Genomic DNA, 17580 nt, shown 5'->3' on the forward strand with positions numbered 1-17580 from the left:
GCCGGCCCCGCGCCGGGGGCTCCCGCCCCCGGCGTGGGGGGGGTGCGCCGGGTCGGCCGGTAGATCTGTTCCGATGGCGTGGGCGCGGAGTGACTGGGCTCTCGCCTCCGGCGGGGGGGGTGCGCCGGGTCGGCCGGTAGATCTGTTCCGATGGCGTGGGCGCGGAGTGACTGGGCTCTCGCCTCCGGCGCGGGGGGTGCTCCGGGTCGGCCGGTAGATCTGTTCCGATGGCGTGGGCGCGGAGTGACTGGGCTCTCGCCTCCGGCTCGGGGGGTGCTCCGGGTCGGCCGGTAGATCTGTTCCGATGGCGTGGGCGCGGAGTGACTGGGCTCTCGCCTCCGGCTCGGGGGGTGCTCCGGGTCGGCCGGTAGATCTGTTCCGATGGCGTGGGCAGGGAATGACAGGGCTCTCGCCCCCGGCTCGGGGGGTGCGCCGGGTCGGCCGGTAGATTCGTATCCATGAGCGGGACACCAGAATTCCGGATCGAGCACGACTCGATGGGCGAGGTGCGGGTGCCCGCACACGCCAAGTGGCGGGCCCAGACCCAGCGTGCCGTGGAGAACTTCCCCATCTCGGGCCAGACCATCGAGCGCGCGCACATCGCCGCCCTGGCCCGCGTCAAGGCCGCGGCGGCCACCGTCAACGCCGAGCTCGGCGTGGTGGAGAAGGACATGGCCGAGGCCATCGCCCAGGCCGCGGAGGAGGTCGCCGAGGGCGGCTGGGACGAGCACTTCCCCATCGACGTCTTCCAGACGGGCTCCGGCACCTCTTCGAACATGAATATGAATGAGGTTGTCGCGACGTTGGCCACCGAGCGCCTCGGGCGCCCGGTCCACCCCAACGATCACGTCAACGCCAGCCAGTCGTCCAACGACGTCTTCCCCTCCTCCATCCACATCGCCGCCACCGGCGCGGTCCTCGCCGACCTGATCCCGGCGCTCGACCACCTGGCGGTGGCCCTGGAGCGGAAGGGCACCGAGTTCGCCGACGTGGTGAAGTCCGGCCGCACCCACCTGATGGACGCCACGCCCGTCACCCTCGGCCAGGAGTTCAACGGCTACGCCGCCCAGATCCGGTACGGCATCGAGCGTCTCGAGGGCGCGCTGCCCCGGCTCGCGGAGCTGCCGCTCGGTGGCACCGCGGTCGGCACCGGCATCAACACCCCGCCCGGCTTCGCCGCCGCGGTCATCGCCGAGGTCGCCCGCAGCACGAGCCTGCCGCTGACCGAGGCCCGCGACCACTTCGAGGCCCAGGGCGCCCGCGACGGTCTGGTCGAGACCTCGGGCCAGCTGCGCACCATCGCCGTCTCGCTCACCAAGATCTGCAACGACCTGCGCTGGATGGGTTCGGGACCGCGCACCGGCCTCGCCGAGATCGCCCTGCCCGACCTCCAGCCCGGCTCCTCGATCATGCCCGGCAAGGTCAACCCGGTGATCCCCGAGGCCGTGCTGATGGTGGCCGCCCAGGTCGTCGGCAACGACGCCACGGTGACCACGGCCGGCGCCTCCGGCAACTTCGAGCTGAACGTCATGCTGCCGGTGATGGCGAAGAACGTGCTGGAGTCCGTCCGGCTGCTGGCCAACGCCTCCCGGCTGCTCGCCGACCGCACGGTGGACGGCATCACGGCCAACGCCGAGCGCGCCCGCGAGTACGCCGAGTCCTCGCCGTCGGTGGTCACCCCGCTGAACCGCTACATCGGCTACGAGGAGGCCGCCAGGATCGCCAAGCGCGCCCTCGCGGAGCGCAAGACGATCCGGGAGGCCGTGCTGGACGGCGGGTACGTGGAACGCGGCGAGCTCACCATGGAGCAGCTCGACGAGGCACTGGACGTGCTGCGGATGACACACCCCTGACGGGGTCTGGCGGCCGGTTCCGAACCGGCCGCGGCGGTGCCCGAATATCATGCATAGATGACAACGGGCACAAACGGGGCCGGTCCGGCGTACCGGTGGCGGCCGGGAGATCACATCCTGTGGCGGTACCGTACCAACGGCGGAGGAGCTGCGGACGGGCCGGGCGACTCCGGCCCGTTCCATATCTGCCGGCCCGTCACCGTTGTCCAGGACACTCCGGAGATGCTCGCGGTGTGGATGGCGCCCGGCACCGAATGCGTCAAACCGGAGCTGGCCGACGGCACCCCTGTGGACAGGGAGCCGCTGGCCACCCGCTACACCAAGCCACGCACGACCGTCCGCGCCGAGTGGACGGGGCACGGTGTGCTGAAGCTGGCTCGCCCCGGCGAGCCGTGGTCGGTCTGGCTTTTCTGGGATCGGCACTGGCGCTTAAGGAACTGGTACGTCAACCTTGAAGAGCCCCGCCGCCGCTGGCCCGGCGGGGTGGATTCAGAAGATCACTTTCTCGACATCGTGGTCTACCCAGACCGCAGCTGGGAGTGGCGGGACGAGGACGAATTTGCCCAAGCGCAGCAGGCAGGCCTGCTGGACGCCGCGCAGGCGGCGCGCGTGCGCGCCGCTGGTCAGGACGCGCTCCGGCTGATCAGCGCCTGGGACCCGCCGTTCTGTGAGGGGTGGGTTGACTGGCGGCCGGATCCGCACTGGCGCACCCCCCGGTTGCCCGTTGACTGGGACAGGCCCGGCATACCCGTCGGTCGTGCACCTCTTGATGCCCCCCGGGGAGCCAAACGTAGGATCGACCCCCACAACCGCACAACCGCCTAACATCCCCCTCCCGCACGCCAGTTCCCCCTTGGATGGATGGACATCCCCCCGTGACGGACCCGACCCGACCGCAGCCCGTGGCACGCACAGCGGACGTACCCTCTCCCGCGGAGAGATCGGCGCTTCCGCATGCCCGCTCCGGGCCCGACACCGCGGAGCACCCACCGGTCCGGCCCGGCCCCGACGCCCAGCCGGACCCGCGGCCCGAGCCGTCGGCGCAGCGGGGCGAGGCGAGGCCGGACGGGACGGCGGTGCAGACGGAGCTCGGGGCGGAGTTCGCGGCGCGGCCGGCCAAGGCGGGTGAGGCGGTGAACGGCGGGGTGCCGCAGACCGAGCGGTTGCGGTTCGTGGGCTCGGCCACCCGGCGCATCGCCCGTGGCATGGACCTGGACGAGATCGTGCTCGGCCTGTGCCGCGCGTCCGTCCCCACCTTCTCCGACGCCATCCTGGTCTACCTGCGGCATCCGCTGCCGGTCGGCGACGAGCAGCCCGTCACCCCGTGGGTGCTGAAGCTGCGCCGCACCGACCGGATCCCGGAGATGCCGGTGTTCGGCGACGTGCTGCCGGACGGTCCGGGCCCGACGCTGCCGCTGCTGGCCGGCGCCACCTCCCTGGTCGAGGTGCGGGGCAACGGGCCGCTGGCCGAGGTGCTGCGCGGGGTGCGTCCGGTCTTCACCGAGTCCCAGGTGCCGCGGGCGGCGCTGCGCGAGCTGTCCGGAACGGCGGCGCTGCCGGAGGGCCGCCGGGCGATCCTCGCCCCGCTGCGCGGCCGGCGCCGGGTCATCGGGGCGGCCGTCTTCCTGCGCCGTCCCGACCGGGCCGGCTTCGAGAGCGAGGATCTCCAGGTCGCGCAGCAGCTGGCCACCCACTCGGCGCTGGGCGTGGACAAGGCCGCGCTCTACGGGCGCGAGGCGTCCATCGCGGACGAACTGCAGCGCACCATGCTGCCCGACGACCTGCCGCAGCCCACCGGCGTCCGGCTGGCCAGCCGCTATCTGCCCGCGGCGCAGTCGGCGCGGGTCGGCGGCGACTGGTACGACGCGATCCCGCTGCCGGGCAGCCGGGTGGCGCTGGTCGTCGGCGACGTGATGGGCCACTCGACCACCTCGGCCGCCATCATGGGGCAGCTGCGCACGACGGTGCAGACGCTGGCCGGGCTCGACCTGCCGCCGCAGGAGGTGCTGCACCACCTCGACGAGCAGGCCCAGCGACTCGGCCAGGACCGCATGGCGACCTGCCTCTACGCGGTCTACGACCCGGTCTCGCACCGCATCACCGCGGCCAACGCGGGGCACCCGCCGCCCGTGCTGCTGCGCCTGGACGCCACCACCGAGCGGGTCGACCTGCCGCCGAACGCGCCGATCGGCGTCGGCGGCGTGGACTTCGAGACGATCGAGATCGACGCCCCGGTCGGCGCCACCCTGGTGCTGTACACCGACGGCCTGGTGGAGTCACGGAGCCGGGACGTGTGGACCGGCGTGGAGCAGCTGCGCGAGAAGCTGACCAAGACCGCGCGGCTGACCAGGCCGGACGCCGCCCCGCCGCTGGAGCCGCTGTGCGACGAGATCCTGGACATCGTCGGCACCGGTGACCGCGACGACGACATCGCCCTGCTGGCCGCCCGCTTCGAGGGCATCCCCAGCGAGCTGGTGGCGCTGCGGAAGCTGGAGGCCAGCCCCGAGTCGGTGCGCGAGGCGCGCCGGATGGTCCGGGAGAACCTGGCGCGTTGGGAGCTCACGGAGCTGGAGGACTCGGTCGAACTGCTGGTCAGCGAGGTGGTCACCAACGCGGTGCGGTACGCCGAGCGGCCGGTGACCGTTCGGCTGCTGCGCACCGACGTGCTCCGCTGCGAGGTGGGCGACGACATGCCGCTGCTGCCGCGGCTGCGCCAGGCGGGCCCGTCCGACGAGGGCGGCCGCAGCCTGTATCTGGTGCAGCGCCTGGCCCGGCGGTGGGGTGCCACCCGGCTGGGCACGGGCAAGCTCGTGTGGTTCGAGGTCGCGCTCCCCGCCCAGCAGGCGGGCCACCAGACCATCGCGTCCTGAGACCACCGCCGCCCCTCCCTTTCCGGCTTCCCGGACTCCTGGTCCCTTCCTGGCTTCCGGCTGACTTCTTCCCTGGTCGGCCGCTGGCCGGCTGCTGGCCGCTTCCCGGTCTCCCCATGCCGCCCGGCCGCGTGCGGCCCGCTGCTCCTCCCTGTTGCCTTCCCCGCCCGGGTCCCTCGTTCGTGGCCCCCGGTGCCGTATCCCTCGTTCGGGTGAGGCTGAACGTTCCTCCGCTGACGCCGGCGTGGCGCCGCGCGGACGCGTCAGGGGACTGGTCGCGATGTATCGCGAGTCGGTACGCTGAGCGGGTGAACCCCGAGAATGCGCCCGCGCCCGTGGACAAGCAGGCGATCACGCTGGACAAGCCGGACGACGCGTCGTCCCGGCCGAGCACCCCCCGCGAGCCCCAGGCCGTCCGGGCCTCGGACGCGGACCGGGACCGGTTCGCGGACATCCTGCGCGAGGCCCTGGCCGAGGGACGCCTGGACACCGAGGAGCACGCCGAGCGGATCGAGGCGGTGTACCGCGCCAAGACCCTGGGCGAGTTGCAGCCACTGATCGAGGATCTGCCCGCCGGACAGCCCAGACCGGCCGCGTCCCGGGTGCCGGCCCCGCGCCAGGCGTCGACGGCCGAGCCCCGCTCCGGGCACTCGGTCAGCCATGGCCTGCACGTCAACGGCGGGAAGAACGTCGTGGCGGTGCTCAGCGGCGCGAGCCGCAAGGGCCGTTGGCGGGTGGGCGGCAAGATCAACGCGGTGGCCGTCTGCGGCGGGGTCGAGCTCGACCTGACCGAGGCGATCTTCGACCAGCAGCACGTCGTCATCAACGCGACGGCGATATGCGGCGGCGTGGAGATCAAGGTGCCGGAGAACGTCAGCCTGCGCGGTGCCGGCAGCGGCATCATGGGCGGCTTCGAGGTCAGGGACGCGGAGTCGACGCAGCCCGACGCGCCGGTGGTGATCGTCAAGGGCGTCGCGATCTGGGGCGGGGTCGAGGCGAAGACAGTGGACGGCAAGCGGATCGAGGACCTGCGTGACGGCTGAGCCGGGGCAGCTCGCGCTGTCGCTCCGTGCATAAGCCCGCGTACAGCGGGTAGGGCTCGGGGGACCGTCACTCGTTTGGCCGCACGGTGGGAAGGGTGTACTGCGGTGCAGCGGCATGTGCATGCGGGTGAGGGTCCATCAGCCAGGAGCGACCCCCGGTAGCCGTCGTCAGGAGTTGACCGTGCTGCAATCGTCACCGCCACAACAGACCCAGTGGTCTCCAGCCGTACCCACCCAGTCCGCGCCGAGAAGCCTCGCGGGACCATGGCATTCGGAGGCCGCCTGCCGGCGTGATGAGGCGGGGTTGTTCTTCGCCCCCTCCCAGGAGCCCACCGCGGCCCGGCTGTCGCGCGAGCAGGCCGCCAAGTCGGTCTGCGCGCGGTGTCCGGTGTTGCTGGAGTGCCGGGAGCACGCGTTGCTCCAGCCCGAGCCGTACGGCGTCTGGGGCGGCCTGACCGCCGCGGAGCGCCGGGTGTTGCTCAGTCGTCGACGGCGGCGCGAGGCCACCTCGGGCGGCCGGGTCGCCTGACGGGCTCGGCACCGGGATCACCGCTCGGCCTGCTGCTGGGGACACCGCTCGCACACCGCTCACCCACCCGCTCGGACCACCGCGCGCGTCACCGCTCGCATCGCTGCTCGCATCACTGCCGGGGTCACGGCTCGCAACGCCGTCGCGGTCACCGGCCGCGGTCGAAGTCGATGGCGCTGTAGGCGCGCAACTTGGACAGGCGGTGTGTGGAGTCGATCTGTCGGATGGTGCCCGACCGGGAGCGCATCACCAACGACTGGGTCGTGGCGGTCTCGGCGCGGTATCGCACGCCGCGCAGCAGTTCGCCGTCGGTGATCCCGGTCGCGACGAAGAACACGTTGTCGCCGCGCACCAGGTCGTCCGTGTGCAGCACCCGGTCCAGGTCGTGCCCGGCGTCCAGCGCGGCGCGGCGCTCGGCGTCGTCCTTCGGCCACAGCTTTCCCTGCAGCGTGCCGCCCAGGCAGGCGATGGCGCAGGCCGCGATGATGCCCTCCGGGGTCCCGCCGATGCCGAGCAGCAGGTCGACGCCGGTGCCCTCGCGCACGCTCATGATGGCGCCGGCCACGTCGCCGTCCTCGATGAACTTGATCCGGGCGCCGCTCTCCCTGACCTCGCGCACGATGTCCGCGTGCCGCGGCCGGTCCAGGATGACCACCGTGACGTCCTCCGGCGCGCCGCCCTTGGCCTTGGCCACCCGCCGGACGTTCACCGCGGGCGGCGCGTCGATGTCCACGAACTCGCTGGCCTCGGGCCCGGTGGCGAGCTTGTTCATGTAGAAGACGGCGCTCGGGTCGAACATCGCCCCGCGCTCGGCCACCGCGAGCACCGAGACGGCGCCGCCCGCCCCCTTGGCGGTGAGGGTGGTGCCGTCCACCGGGTCGACGGCGACGTCGCATTCGGGGCCCGAGCCGTCGCCGACCCGCTCCCCGTTGAAGAGCATCGGCGCCTCGTCCTTCTCGCCCTCGCCGATGACGACGACCCCGTTCATGGAGACGGTGGAGATCAGGGTCCGCATGGCGCGGACGGCGGCCCCGTCCGCGCCGTTCTTGTCCCCGCGGCCCACCCAGCGGCCCGTGGCCATCGCTCCCGCCTCGGTGACCCGGACCAGCTCCAACGCCAGGTTGCGGTCCGGAGCCTCGGGGCTGACGTCGAGCGCGGGCGGCAGATGGTGTTCGGGCATGGAGGCACACCTTTCGGAGGGTGCCACCAACTCTATCGCGATTCGTACACATGAGCAGTACGTACCTCGGATGAGCGAGAGGGTGGCTGAGGGGGCGGCTGCGGGGCACCCGACGGCATGCGCCACCATGGGGGAGTGGCAAGCGAGACGGACACCTCGACCGCACCGACCGACCCGGACACCCCGCGGGCGGCGGACCAGGACGAGCCCTCGACCCCGGAAGGCCCCGAAACACCGGAAACCCCAGAGGGCCCGGAGGTCCGGGACATGCCGGAGGATCCGGCCCAGCCGGCCCAGCCCCGGCCGCCAGCCCGCCGGGCGCGGGGCCAGACCGCCCGGAACATGCTGCTGTCCATGGCCCTGACCTCCGTCGGCGCCTTCTTCCTCTACCTCTTCATCCCGCACGACGAGTCCACGGATCACCTGCGGCCGGTGGCGTACGACGTCGAGTCGGCCACCGCGGCGCGCGTCGCGCCCTACGAGCTGCTGGTACCGGAGGGGCTGCCCCAGGAGTGGCGGGCGAACTCGGTGCGCTACGAGCCGCAGGGCCAGCACGGGGCCACCTGGCGGCTCGGCTTCGTGGACCCCGAGGAGGAGTACGCCGCGCTCGCCCAGGCCGACGGCGATTCCGAGGGCTTCGTCGCCTCGATCACCCGGCAGGCCGAGGACACCGGTTCGGTGCGGCGCATCGACGGCCGGGAGTGGGCCCGGTACGAGGGCCCCGAGTACGACGCGCTGGTGCTCCGCGAGCCGGGCGTCACCACGGTGGTGCTGGGCACCGCCTCCCAGGACGGCCTGGCCGAACTGGCCTCCGCGCTGGAGCCCAGGCTCCCCGACGACGGTCGACCCTGAGGCCCGCGCCCGCCCACCGGACCGGGCGGGCTACCGGGACGCCTCCGCCCGGGCCGGGTCCTCCGCCGAGCCCTCGTCGGCCCCTGACCCGGTCTCCTCGGCCGCCGACTCCTCCTCGGCCAGCGCCGCGTCCAGCCGGGCGCGGGCGCCCTCCAGCCACTGGCCGCAGATCCTCGCCAGCTCCTCGCCGCGCTCCCACAGCGCCAGCGACTCCTCCAGCGTGACCCCACCGGCCTCCAGCCGCCGCACCACGTCGATGAGCTCGTCCCGCGCCTGCTCGTAGCCGAGGGCCGTGTCCGCGTCCGGTTCCGTCATGTCCGCCACCCTATGCTCGCTCGCCGAGCGTCACGCTGAACGCTCCGTCCGGGACCCGTGCCCGCCGTGCCTGGCTCTGGATCACCCATGCCCGCCCCCCTGTGCTCGTTCGCCGACCGTCACCGCGAACGCCCCGTCCGCGACGCGTGCCCTTAGGGCCTCGCCCTCGGTCACCTCGTCCACCGCGCGCACCGCCGCGCCGTCCGCGCGCTGCAGCACCGCGTACCCGCGCCGGAGCGTCGCCGCGGGGGAGAGCGCCACCACCCGCGCCCGCGTGTGCTCCAGATCGCTCTGCGCCCGGTCCAGCAGATGCCCCAGCGTGCGCCGGCCGCGCCCGAGCAGGGCCACCAGCTCCTCCCGACGCGCCGTCACCATCCGGTGCGGCTCGGCCAGCACCGGCCGGCTGCGCGCCGCCGCCAGGCCGCGCTCCTCGCGCTCGACGAGCGACCGCACCATCCAGCGGGCCCGCTCCCGCAGCTCCCGCACCCGGGCCGCCTCCTCGCCGACGTCCGGCACGGTCCGCTTGGCCGCGTCGGTGGGCGTGGAGGCCCGCAGGTCGGCGACCAGGTCGAGCAGCGGCGCGTCCGGCTCGTGGCCGATGGCCGAGACCACCGGCGTGCCGCAGGCGGCCACCGCGCGCACCAACTCCTCGTCCGAGAACGGCAGCAGGTCCTCCACGCTGCCGCCGCCCCTGGCCACGATGATCACGTCGACCGTCGGGTCCGCGTCCAACTCCTCGATCGCCCCGATCACCTGCGGCACCGCGTGCACTCCCTGCACCGCGACGTTCCGCACCGCGAAACGGACCGCGGGCCAGCGCAGCCGCGCGTTCTGCAGGACGTCGCGCTCCGCCGCCGAGGCCCGCCCGGTCACCAGGCCCACCCGGTGCGGCAGGAACGGCAGCGGCCGCTTGCGCTCCTCGGCGAACAGGCCCTCGGCCGTCAGCGACCGCTTCAGCCGCTCCAGCCGGAGCAGCAACTCGCCGACGCCGACCGCCCTGATCTCCGTGGCGCGCAGCGACAACTCGCCCCGCGGCGCGTACCACTCGGGCTTGGCGTGCACCACGATCCGGGCGCCCTCGCTTATCAGCTCGGCCACCTGGTCGAACACCGCGCGACAGCACGTGACCCGCAGCGAGACCTCCCGCGAGGGGTCCCGCAGCGTGAGGAACACCACGCCGAAGCCGGGGCGACGGGACAACTGGGTGATCTGCCCCTCCACCCAGACGGCCCCCAACCGGTCGATCCAACCCCCGATGAGCCGGGAGATCTCGCCGACCGGGATCGGCGCCTCCGCGGACGTCTGCACAGCCATGCGGCCACGCTAGCGCCCCCCACCGACACTCCCGGCCGGGTGAGGCTGGACGCCCTATGGGTGCCGTGGGTTACCCCGGGTGCTCGAACGCGCCCCTGCTCGCGCGGTGACGCTCCCGGCCGGGTGAGGTTGGACGCCCTATGGGTGCCGTGGGTTACCTCGGGTGCTCGAACGCGCCCCTGCTCGCACTGCTGGCCGCCCCCTACGATGGGAGGCATGGCCACCTCGTTCCAGCCGTCCACGTCGTCCGCCGCCCCCGTCCGTCCCGGACGCCGGGTGCTGCTCGCCGCCCCCCGCGGATACTGCGCGGGCGTGGACCGGGCCGTCATAGCCGTGGAGCGGGCGCTGGAGCAGTATGGCGCGCCGATCTACGTGCGGCACGAGATCGTGCACAACAAGTACGTCGTGCGGACCCTGGAGCGTAAGGGCGCCATCTTCGTCGAGGAGACCGCGGAGGTCCCCGAGGGCGCGATCGTCATCTTCTCCGCGCACGGCGTGGCGCCCGAGGTGCACCGGGAGGCCGAGCGCGGCCGGCTGGCCACCATCGACGCCACCTGCCCGCTGGTCACCAAGGTGCACAAGGAGGCCGTCCGGTTCGCCGAGGACGGGTACGACATCCTGCTCATCGGCCACGAGGGCCACGAGGAGGTCATCGGCACCACCGGCGAGGCCCCGGACCACATCACCCTGGTGGACGGCCCCGAGGACGTCGCCAACGTCACGGTGCGCGACCCGGAGAAGGTGGTCTGGCTGTCCCAGACGACGCTCTCGGTCGACGAGACGATGGAGACGGTGGACGGCCTCAAGAACCGTTTCCCGCAGCTCGTCAGCCCGCCGAGCGACGACATCTGCTACGCCACGCAGAACCGCCAGACCGCGATCAAGCAGGTGGCCGCCGACGCCGACCTGGTACTGGTGGTCGGCTCGCAGAACTCCTCGAACTCCAAGCGGATGGTCGAGGTCGCGCTCGGCGCCGGAGCCGGCGCGGCCCATCTGGTGGACAACGCGGCGGAGATCGACGAGTCCTGGCTGGCCGGCGTCAGTACCGTGGGCCTGTCCTCGGGCGCCTCGGTGCCCGAGGTGCTGGTGGACGAGGCGCTGGAGTGGCTCGCCGCCCGCGGGTTCGAGGACGTCGAGGTGGTGCAGCCGATGAAGGAGCACATCCAGTTCTCGCTGCCCAAGGAGCTGCGCCGGGACCTGCGGGCCGAGGCCGCGGCCAAGGTCGCCGACTGACGACGACCCGGGTCAGGCAGCCGCCGCGGCCGTAGTCGTCGCTGTCGCCGCCGCCCGTCGGCGTCGCCTGCGTCGGCGCAGCAGCGCCCCGAGCAGCAGCAGGAGCTTGCGCAGCAGCGTCAGGCCGGCCGCCGCCGCGGTGCCCGCGAACAGCCAGGGCGCGCGCAGCGCCAACTCGGCCACCGTGCCCACGACCCCGTCGGTGGTGACCAGCCCGAGCGCGAACGCCAGGGGCGCGGCCACGGGCGCGCAGATCAGGTCCGCCGGCCGCACCCACAGCGCCGCCAGGACGGCCACGGCCAGGAACACCACCCCGTAGAGCGTGGGCACGCCGCCGAAGAGTTCGCAGAGCCAGGCCGCGCCCACCATCACCACGCCGGTCAGCGCGCCGCAGCCGAACCCGGTGAGCCGGACGTGGGGGCGGGCACGGGTCCTGGGGGCGCCGGGGCGGACGCGCGGCTCGACCCGCGGCTGCCGTGCCGAGCCTCGCTCGGCGGGCCGCGGCACGGTTCCGCGCGCCGCCGCCGCGGGCGGCTGGGGACGCTGGGAGGTGCGCGTACTGTGTTCCACGGATCACACGGTAAGCGGATGATCACGGACGAAGCGGGACAAGACACGCTGATCATTCGATATGGCTGCGGATGGCGGTCTCGCGGCCGCCCGTAGACTGGGGACGATCCACGCCCCCGCTGTCCGCTCTCGCTTACGGAAGTGCGTCGTCCCTGGGCCGCGGCGGGAGCCGGGTCGCCCCCGCTGTCCGCTCTCGCTTACGGAAGTACCTCACGTGTCGCTCACGATCGGAATCGTCGGCCTGCCCAACGTCGGCAAGTCGACCCTGTTCAACGCACTGACCAAGAACGAGGTGCTGGCGGCGAACTACCCGTTCGCCACGATCGAGCCGAACATCGGCGTCGTCGGCGTCCCCGACCCCCGCCTCGACCGGCTCGCCGGGATCTTCCAGTCGCAGCGGGTGCTCCCCGCCACGGTGAACTTCGTCGACATCGCGGGCATCGTGCGCGGCGCCAGCGAGGGCGAGGGCCTGGGCAACAAGTTCCTCGCGCACATCCGCGAGTCGGACGCGATCTGCCAGGTGATCCGGGCCTTCCGCGACGAGAACGTGGTCCACGTGGACGGCAAGGTGTCCCCCAAGGGCGACATCGAGACCATCGACACCGAGCTGATACTGGCCGACCTCCAGACCATCGAGAAGGTGCTGCCGCGCCTCGCCAAGGAGGCCCGGGTCAAGAAGGACAGGCAGCCGCTGGTCACCGCCGTCGAGGAGGCGAAGGCGATCCTGGAGGAGGGCCGCACCCTCTACGCCGCCGGCATCGCCCAGGGCACCGAGCGCGCCGAGCCGCTGCGCGAGCTGCACCTGCTCACCGTCAAGCCGTTCCTCTACGTCTTCAACGTGGACGAGGACGAGTTGACCGACGAGTCCTTCAAGGCCGAGCAGCGCGCCCTGGTCGCCCCCGCCGAGGCGATCTTCCTCAACGCCAAGCTGGAGTCCGAGCTCGGCGAACTGCCCGAGGACGAGGCCCTGGAGCTGCTGCAGTCGGTGGGGCAGGAGGAGTCGGGCCTGCAGACCCTGGCCCGCGTCGGCTTCGACACCCTCGGCCTCCAGACGTACCTCACGGCCGGCCCCAAGGAGGCCCGCGCCTGGACCATCCCCAAGGGCGCCACCGCGCCCGAGGCGGCCGGGGTGATCCACACGGACTTCCAGAAGGGCTTCATCAAGGCCGAGGTCATCTCCTACGACGACCTGGTCGACGCCGGCTCCGTCACCGAGGTCCGCTCCCGCGGCAAGGCCCGCATGGAGGGCAAGGACTACGTGATGCGCGACGGCGACGTCGTGGAGTTCCGCTTCAACGTGTAGCCGGGCGTCGTGATGCGTCACGGTGTTCCAGCCCTGGACGGAGGACCCCGCGCTCAGAGGTCGGCCACGTCGACCAGGCCGTCCTGGATGGCGCGGGCCACCAGGCTTGCCTTGGTTCGCGCGGGGCGGCCGACGTTCGCGTACTTGATGCGGACCCGGTCCAGGTACGAGTTGACCGTGCGCACGGAGATGCCGAGACGCTGTGCGACCAACTCCTTGGACTCCGACTGGAACCACTCGATGAGCACGTTCTCCTCGCGCACGGAGAGCTGGGGCCGGTCGGCGCGGGCGTTCGTGCCCAGCGCGCCGGCCAGTGCGGGCGGCATGTAGGGCCGCTCGTCGGCGGCCGCCAACGTCGCCTCGACCAGATGCTGTCGGCCCTCGCTCTTGGTCAGGAAGGTCGCGGCTCCGAGGTCCAGGCAGTTGAGCGCTGTCTTCTCGTCGTCCCGCATCGAGTAGACGACCACCTGCCGCCCGGCGTCGACGAGTCGTCGAAGGCTGCCGAAGGCGGGGCCGCCCTGGCCCAGTTGCAGATCCAGGAGGACGACATCGGCCGTGCTGCCCGGCGCGGTCCAGGCTTCCTCCACGGAGGCGCCGGCCGCGACCACGGTGATGGGGCGCCGCGACGCGGCGTACCAGGCCTCTATGCCCGAGAGGATGGCGGGATGGTCGTCGACGACGACCACGCTGACCGGTGCGCTGTCACTCATGTCAGCTCAACTCCGGAGGTCGCCGGTCTGCTCCAACCAGCCTCCACCCACAGACGTCCGCCGCGGGTGGTTCTGGCCACGCTCACGTCGTTGTCGGTGCCATGGCCGTGGGGGGCCGAAGCGGCCTCCGCCGTGTCGCGGCCGTCGGTGCCGTCCTCGCTGACCACGCTGACGCGCACCGCGCGGGGCGTCCACACGACGGTCACCCGCGCGGTCGAGCGGGTGCGGCCCAGAATCACCGCCACCGGGTCGATCAGCTCCCGGCGTACCTCCACGGGCACCTCCCCCCGCCGGCCCCGAACGGCCAGACTTATCGTCGCCCCCTGGCGCTCGGCCACCTCGACGCACGCCCGCACCTCGTTCAGCAGCGGGTCGGAGACGGCGTCGCTCTCCGCGAACAGGCGGCGCATACGGGCGGCTTCCACGCCGCACCGCTGCCTGACATCCTCGTCGTGCGGGCTCAGCACGCCGTGGCCGAGGCCCGCGAGCAGCGGCACCGTCGTCGCCGTCAGGGCGCGGTAGCGCTCCTTGTGATCACGCTGCATGTCCTCCTGGATGCGTTCCCGGGTGCGCAGTTCCTCCTCACGGGCCGCCTCGGTCCCCGCCGTCGAGGCGGCCCCGTGGAGCTGGCGCGTCAGCACGCCGGTGGCAAGCTGGAAGCCGCAGGTGGAGACCACGGCGATCCCCATGACGGCGGACTCCGCGGCGGCCGGCGGCCCCGACAGGAGCACCGCGGTGGCGTTGAGCCCCACATGCGCCCCGAGGAACGCCGCGAACACCCTGATCCGCAGGTCGGCCAGCAGGAACAGCGCGTGCCAGCCGACCAGCCCGAACGCCCAGTCCTCCGCGCCGGTCAACCGCTCCGGCGGGAGCGTGAAGGCGCACACCGCCGAAACGGCCAGCACCGAGCCCAGGCCCCAGCCACGCACCCCCGGCGGGATCCGCCGGCCACGCAGCAGACAGGCGGCCCCGGCGAGCGCGACGACGGCGAGCCAGACGAACGCGGCCGTCTGCGCCCACGCGGGGCGGTAGACGTCCTGGTAGGCCGTGAGCTGCCGCAGCGACAGGGTGAACTGCGACAGCAGGCTGATCAGCAGGGCGGCCAGTTGCGCCCCGTGGACCAGCTGCCCGCCGATGAGGCGAACGACGGCGGCGTGCTGCGCCGGGAGGCGGGGCGCCCGCGGTCTGCCCTTCGCCAGCGTCCCCTCCCCCGACCGCGGCGCCCGGGCCTCGGCGTGCCAGCGCCACCGCACCCGGGTCCCGCTGCCCGGAAACGAGGTGATGGTGGCGGAGCCGCCGACCGCCCGCATCCTGCCGACGATGGAACGGGAGATGCCCCGGCGCCGCGCGGGGACGGACTCCGGGTCGAATCCCCGGCCCGCGTCGGACAGTTCGACGACGACGCCGTCCTCCTCCGCCCAGGCCCGCAGCTCCGCCTCCCGCACTCCGGCATGGCGGGCCACATTGGTGACGGCCTCCCGGACCCCGTTGAATATCGCGAGTCCGGGGCCGGACGGAACCATGAGCGGGCCGTCGACGCGCGTCCCGAGCCGCACCAGGGCCGGTCCCTCGCCCTCGGCACCCCCGGGCACGCAGCCGAGCAGTTCCGCGAGGTCCACGCTCCCCGCCTCGAATCCGGGCACGGCGGACAACGCCTCCAGATCCTGTCTGGCACGCGGAGGCAGCCACGACCAGTCCCGGCCGTCGCCCTGGGAGACCATCAACAGCGTCGCGCTCGCCGTGTCGTGCAGGGTCGCCAGGTACTCGCGTTCGGTCGCCCGCCGGGCGGCGGCGACCTCGGCCTCCCGGCGCGACGCCGCCCTGGCCGCGGCCGACCGGTCGGCCGCCCTGACCCGCGTCCGGACGATGAGGTAGGCGGCCCTGGACAGGCCCGCCAGGACGAGGAAGCGCACCACCGTGGCCGACTCCGGGCTGTGCCCGGGTGAGGAGAGGACGTCGCCGAGCGCGCAGACGGCGGTTCCCACGACGGCCAGGGTGGCGCCGGCCATGGGGCGCACCGCCCACTCCTGCTGGAAGGTGATGACGCAGATGCCGACGACCGCCTCGGCCATCACATCCGCGCCCGCGCCGCCGAGCACCGGCTGGGCCAGCCCGGTCAGCACCACCACGGCCGCGTCCAGCGTCCACAGCCCGGATAACGGGAGGGGGCGACGCAGCCCGTAGAGCCGCACACCGCAGGCGAGGAGGGCGGGCACCAGCAGTGACAGCGCCAGGGGAACCCCCGCCGGGTCCGCCGAGACGATTCCCAGGGCACTGCACAGGCAGACCACGGCGGACCGGAGCCATAGTCCGTACCGCTCGACGGTCACGTTGAACAGGCGCTCTCCGGACCTGGGGCCCTCCGTCGGCACGGCGGATCCGTTCCGCTTGGCTCCCCGCTCTCCCAGCTCTCCCCGCCCGCCATGCCACATGGAGGCCAGATTAGTTGGCCCGTGATCGGGACAAAGCGCATGTTAGGGGGCGGAAGTGATCTTGTGGTGTGTGCGGCGGCCGTTCCTTGTGGGGCGAACGACCGGCACACCCGGACGCGGGGTCGGGCTAGTGTGCGCGTCGTACGGGCTGAAACCGGCCGTGGTGGGCGTGCAGGCCCCAGGTCGCTTCTCTGGTGGGGAACTCGGCGGTCGGCAGGTGAGCACGCGGGCCGGGCGCGGAGGTGCGGGCTTGGCGAACGGGGAGGAACGGCATGCACGCCGTCGGGAACACGGAACCGGGCCCTTCGCACCGAAGATGGCCGGGTTCTCGCGAGCGCTGTCGTCGCGCCGACGGCGGCCGGGCCCGGGTGCTGGGGGGTGCGGGGTGATGGTGCGCGTCTTCGTGGTCGATGAGCAGGCGCTGTTCCGCGCCGGCATCCGGCACCTCCTGTCGGAAGCGGAAGGCTTCGAACTGGCGGGCGAGGTGGGGTCGGTCGAGGGGGCGCTGCGGTTACTGCCGGAGCTGTCTCCGGCGCCCGATGTCGTCCTCATCGACCCCCGGTTGGAGGCCGGCGCGGGAACGGTCGCCATCCGGGCCCTGCGTTCGGGGCCGACCCCGGCGCGGAGCACGACGAACGGAGCTCGGCACGGCAGGACGCCACGCGTGCTGGCCGTCTCGGTCCGGGACGACGACGACTCGGTGGTGGCGGCCGTACGGGCCGGGGCGAGCGGCTACATCACCAAGCAGACCTCCGAACAGGAGCTGCTGCGCGCCCTCGAGATCGTCGCCGAGGGCGGCGCCGTGTTCAGCCCGGTGATCGCCCGACGGCTGAGCGAGTACTTCTCGGCACCCCACGCGGCGCCGCACCTGTCGGCGTTCCCGCAGCTGACGGAGCGAGAGACGCAGGTACTCGACCTGCTCGCGCGCGGCTGGAGCAACGGCCGGATCGCCAGGGACCTGGTGCTGACGGAGAAGACCGTTCGCAACTACGTCTCGCAGATCCTCGGCAAGTTGGACGTGCACCACCGGATGGAGGCGGTCGTGCGGGCGCGCGACGCCGGGTTGGGGATCTCGTTGGTCCCGAACGCGAACGGTTCGGTTCGCGGCTGATTCGCGGGTGATTCGCGGGTGATTCGAGGGTGAGCGGACGCGCGCGGCGCGGAGGCGGCCTGGGATGACGGGCGGCCGGCGCCGTCGTCGTTCCCACCAGCCCGCAGCACACCCGTCCACCCGTCCACCAGTTCACCAGCCCGCCGGCGAGCCGGTGCCCTCAACGAGACGCGCCGAACGCCCGGTTCCGGCGCTGTCCGGATCGCCCCGAAAGCACGACCAACGCGGGAACCGGGACGTTCGGGCGGGACATTTACGAGACATC

15 protein-coding genes are annotated in these 17580 nt (G+C 72.9%); 9 read left to right on the plus strand and 6 right to left on the minus strand.

Features of this window, described 5'->3' with window-relative positions:
• Nucleotides 1-458 precede the first annotated feature (458 nt).
• From ABGB06_RS27300 to ABGB06_RS27320, 5 genes are all read left to right on the plus strand, one after another.
• Entirely contained in the window at nt 459-1853 is a 1395-nt protein-coding gene (locus ABGB06_RS27300) for a class II fumarate hydratase (RefSeq protein ID WP_347594062.1), read from the plus strand.
• A gap of 57 nt (nt 1854-1910) precedes the next feature.
• On the plus strand, nt 1911-2678 hold the full coding sequence (locus ABGB06_RS27305; protein WP_347594064.1) for a DUF402 domain-containing protein: 768 nt from the start codon (nt 1911-1913) through the stop codon (nt 2676-2678).
• Nucleotides 2679-2728: 50 nt separating this feature from the next.
• Nucleotides 2729-4723, plus strand: a complete 1995-nt coding sequence (locus ABGB06_RS27310) for a SpoIIE family protein phosphatase (protein WP_347594066.1) — start codon at nt 2729-2731, stop codon at nt 4721-4723.
• Nucleotides 4724-5079: 356 nt separating this feature from the next.
• Nucleotides 5080-5766 carry a DUF1707 domain-containing protein gene (locus ABGB06_RS27315; RefSeq protein WP_347594206.1) on the plus strand — a complete coding sequence of 229 codons (687 nt, stop codon included), beginning with the start codon at nt 5080-5082 and terminating at the stop codon, nt 5764-5766.
• 121 nt (nt 5767-5887) lie between these two features.
• Complete coding sequence (locus ABGB06_RS27320) at nt 5888-6295, plus strand: WhiB family transcriptional regulator (protein WP_347594068.1); 408 nt, start codon at nt 5888-5890, stop codon at nt 6293-6295.
• A 148-nt stretch (nt 6296-6443) separates the two neighbouring features.
• On the opposite strand, the gene glpX is transcribed toward ABGB06_RS27320, so the two are convergent.
• Entirely contained in the window at nt 6444-7475 is a 1032-nt protein-coding gene (gene glpX / locus ABGB06_RS27325; protein ID WP_347594070.1) for a class II fructose-bisphosphatase, read from the minus strand.
• A 135-nt stretch (nt 7476-7610) separates the two neighbouring features.
• Here glpX and ABGB06_RS27330 point away from each other — a divergent pair, with 135 nt between their 5' ends.
• Nucleotides 7611-8327, plus strand: coding sequence for a DUF4245 domain-containing protein (locus ABGB06_RS27330; RefSeq protein ID WP_347594072.1), 717 nt, complete (start codon nt 7611-7613; stop codon nt 8325-8327).
• A gap of 30 nt (nt 8328-8357) precedes the next feature.
• Here the strand turns inward: ABGB06_RS27330 and ABGB06_RS27335 are convergent, their stop codons facing one another.
• Together ABGB06_RS27335 and xseA are read right to left on the minus strand one after the other, a co-directional pair.
• Nucleotides 8358-8642 (minus strand): exodeoxyribonuclease VII small subunit, encoded by a 285-nt coding sequence (locus ABGB06_RS27335; RefSeq protein WP_347594074.1) that lies wholly within the window; start codon nt 8640-8642, stop codon nt 8358-8360.
• An 81-nt stretch (nt 8643-8723) separates the two neighbouring features.
• Nucleotides 8724-9956, minus strand: a complete 1233-nt coding sequence (xseA, locus tag ABGB06_RS27340) for an exodeoxyribonuclease VII large subunit (protein ID WP_347594076.1) — start codon at nt 9954-9956, stop codon at nt 8724-8726.
• 216 nt (nt 9957-10172) lie between these two features.
• On the opposite strand from xseA, the gene ABGB06_RS27345 reads away from it, so the two are divergent.
• Entirely contained in the window at nt 10173-11189 is a 1017-nt protein-coding gene (locus ABGB06_RS27345) for a 4-hydroxy-3-methylbut-2-enyl diphosphate reductase (RefSeq protein WP_347594078.1), read from the plus strand.
• Between the two features lie 12 nt (nt 11190-11201).
• Here ABGB06_RS27345 and ABGB06_RS27350 read toward each other — a convergent pair whose 3' ends face one another.
• Nucleotides 11202-11759: a DUF6542 domain-containing protein gene (locus ABGB06_RS27350; protein WP_347594080.1), complete on the minus strand. Its 558-nt coding sequence runs from the start codon at nt 11757-11759 to the stop codon at nt 11202-11204.
• A gap of 214 nt (nt 11760-11973) precedes the next feature.
• Between ABGB06_RS27350 and ychF the strand changes: the two genes are divergently transcribed.
• Nucleotides 11974-13062 carry a redox-regulated ATPase YchF gene (ychF, locus tag ABGB06_RS27355; RefSeq protein WP_347594082.1) on the plus strand — a complete coding sequence of 363 codons (1089 nt, stop codon included), beginning with the start codon at nt 11974-11976 and terminating at the stop codon, nt 13060-13062.
• 53 nt (nt 13063-13115) lie between these two features.
• On the opposite strand, the gene ABGB06_RS27360 is transcribed toward ychF, so the two are convergent.
• Both ABGB06_RS27360 and ABGB06_RS27365 read right to left on the minus strand, forming a co-directional pair.
• Nucleotides 13116-13772 (minus strand): response regulator transcription factor, encoded by a 657-nt coding sequence (locus ABGB06_RS27360; RefSeq protein WP_347594084.1) that lies wholly within the window; start codon nt 13770-13772, stop codon nt 13116-13118.
• Nucleotides 13769-16144: an ATP-binding protein gene (locus ABGB06_RS27365; protein ID WP_347594086.1), complete on the minus strand. Its 2376-nt coding sequence runs from the start codon at nt 16142-16144 to the stop codon at nt 13769-13771. Before ABGB06_RS27365 ends, ABGB06_RS27360 begins: the two co-directional genes overlap by 4 nt.
• Before the next feature lie 448 nt (nt 16145-16592).
• Between ABGB06_RS27365 and ABGB06_RS27370 the strand changes: the two genes are divergently transcribed.
• Complete coding sequence (locus ABGB06_RS27370; RefSeq protein WP_347594088.1) at nt 16593-17315, plus strand: response regulator transcription factor; 723 nt, start codon at nt 16593-16595, stop codon at nt 17313-17315.
• The last annotated feature ends 265 nt before the right edge of the window (nt 17316-17580 follow it).

The sequence above is a fragment of the Streptomyces sp. B6B3 genome (assembly GCF_039871525.1).
In the GTDB taxonomy this organism is placed as follows: domain Bacteria; phylum Actinomycetota; class Actinomycetes; order Streptomycetales; family Streptomycetaceae; genus Streptomyces.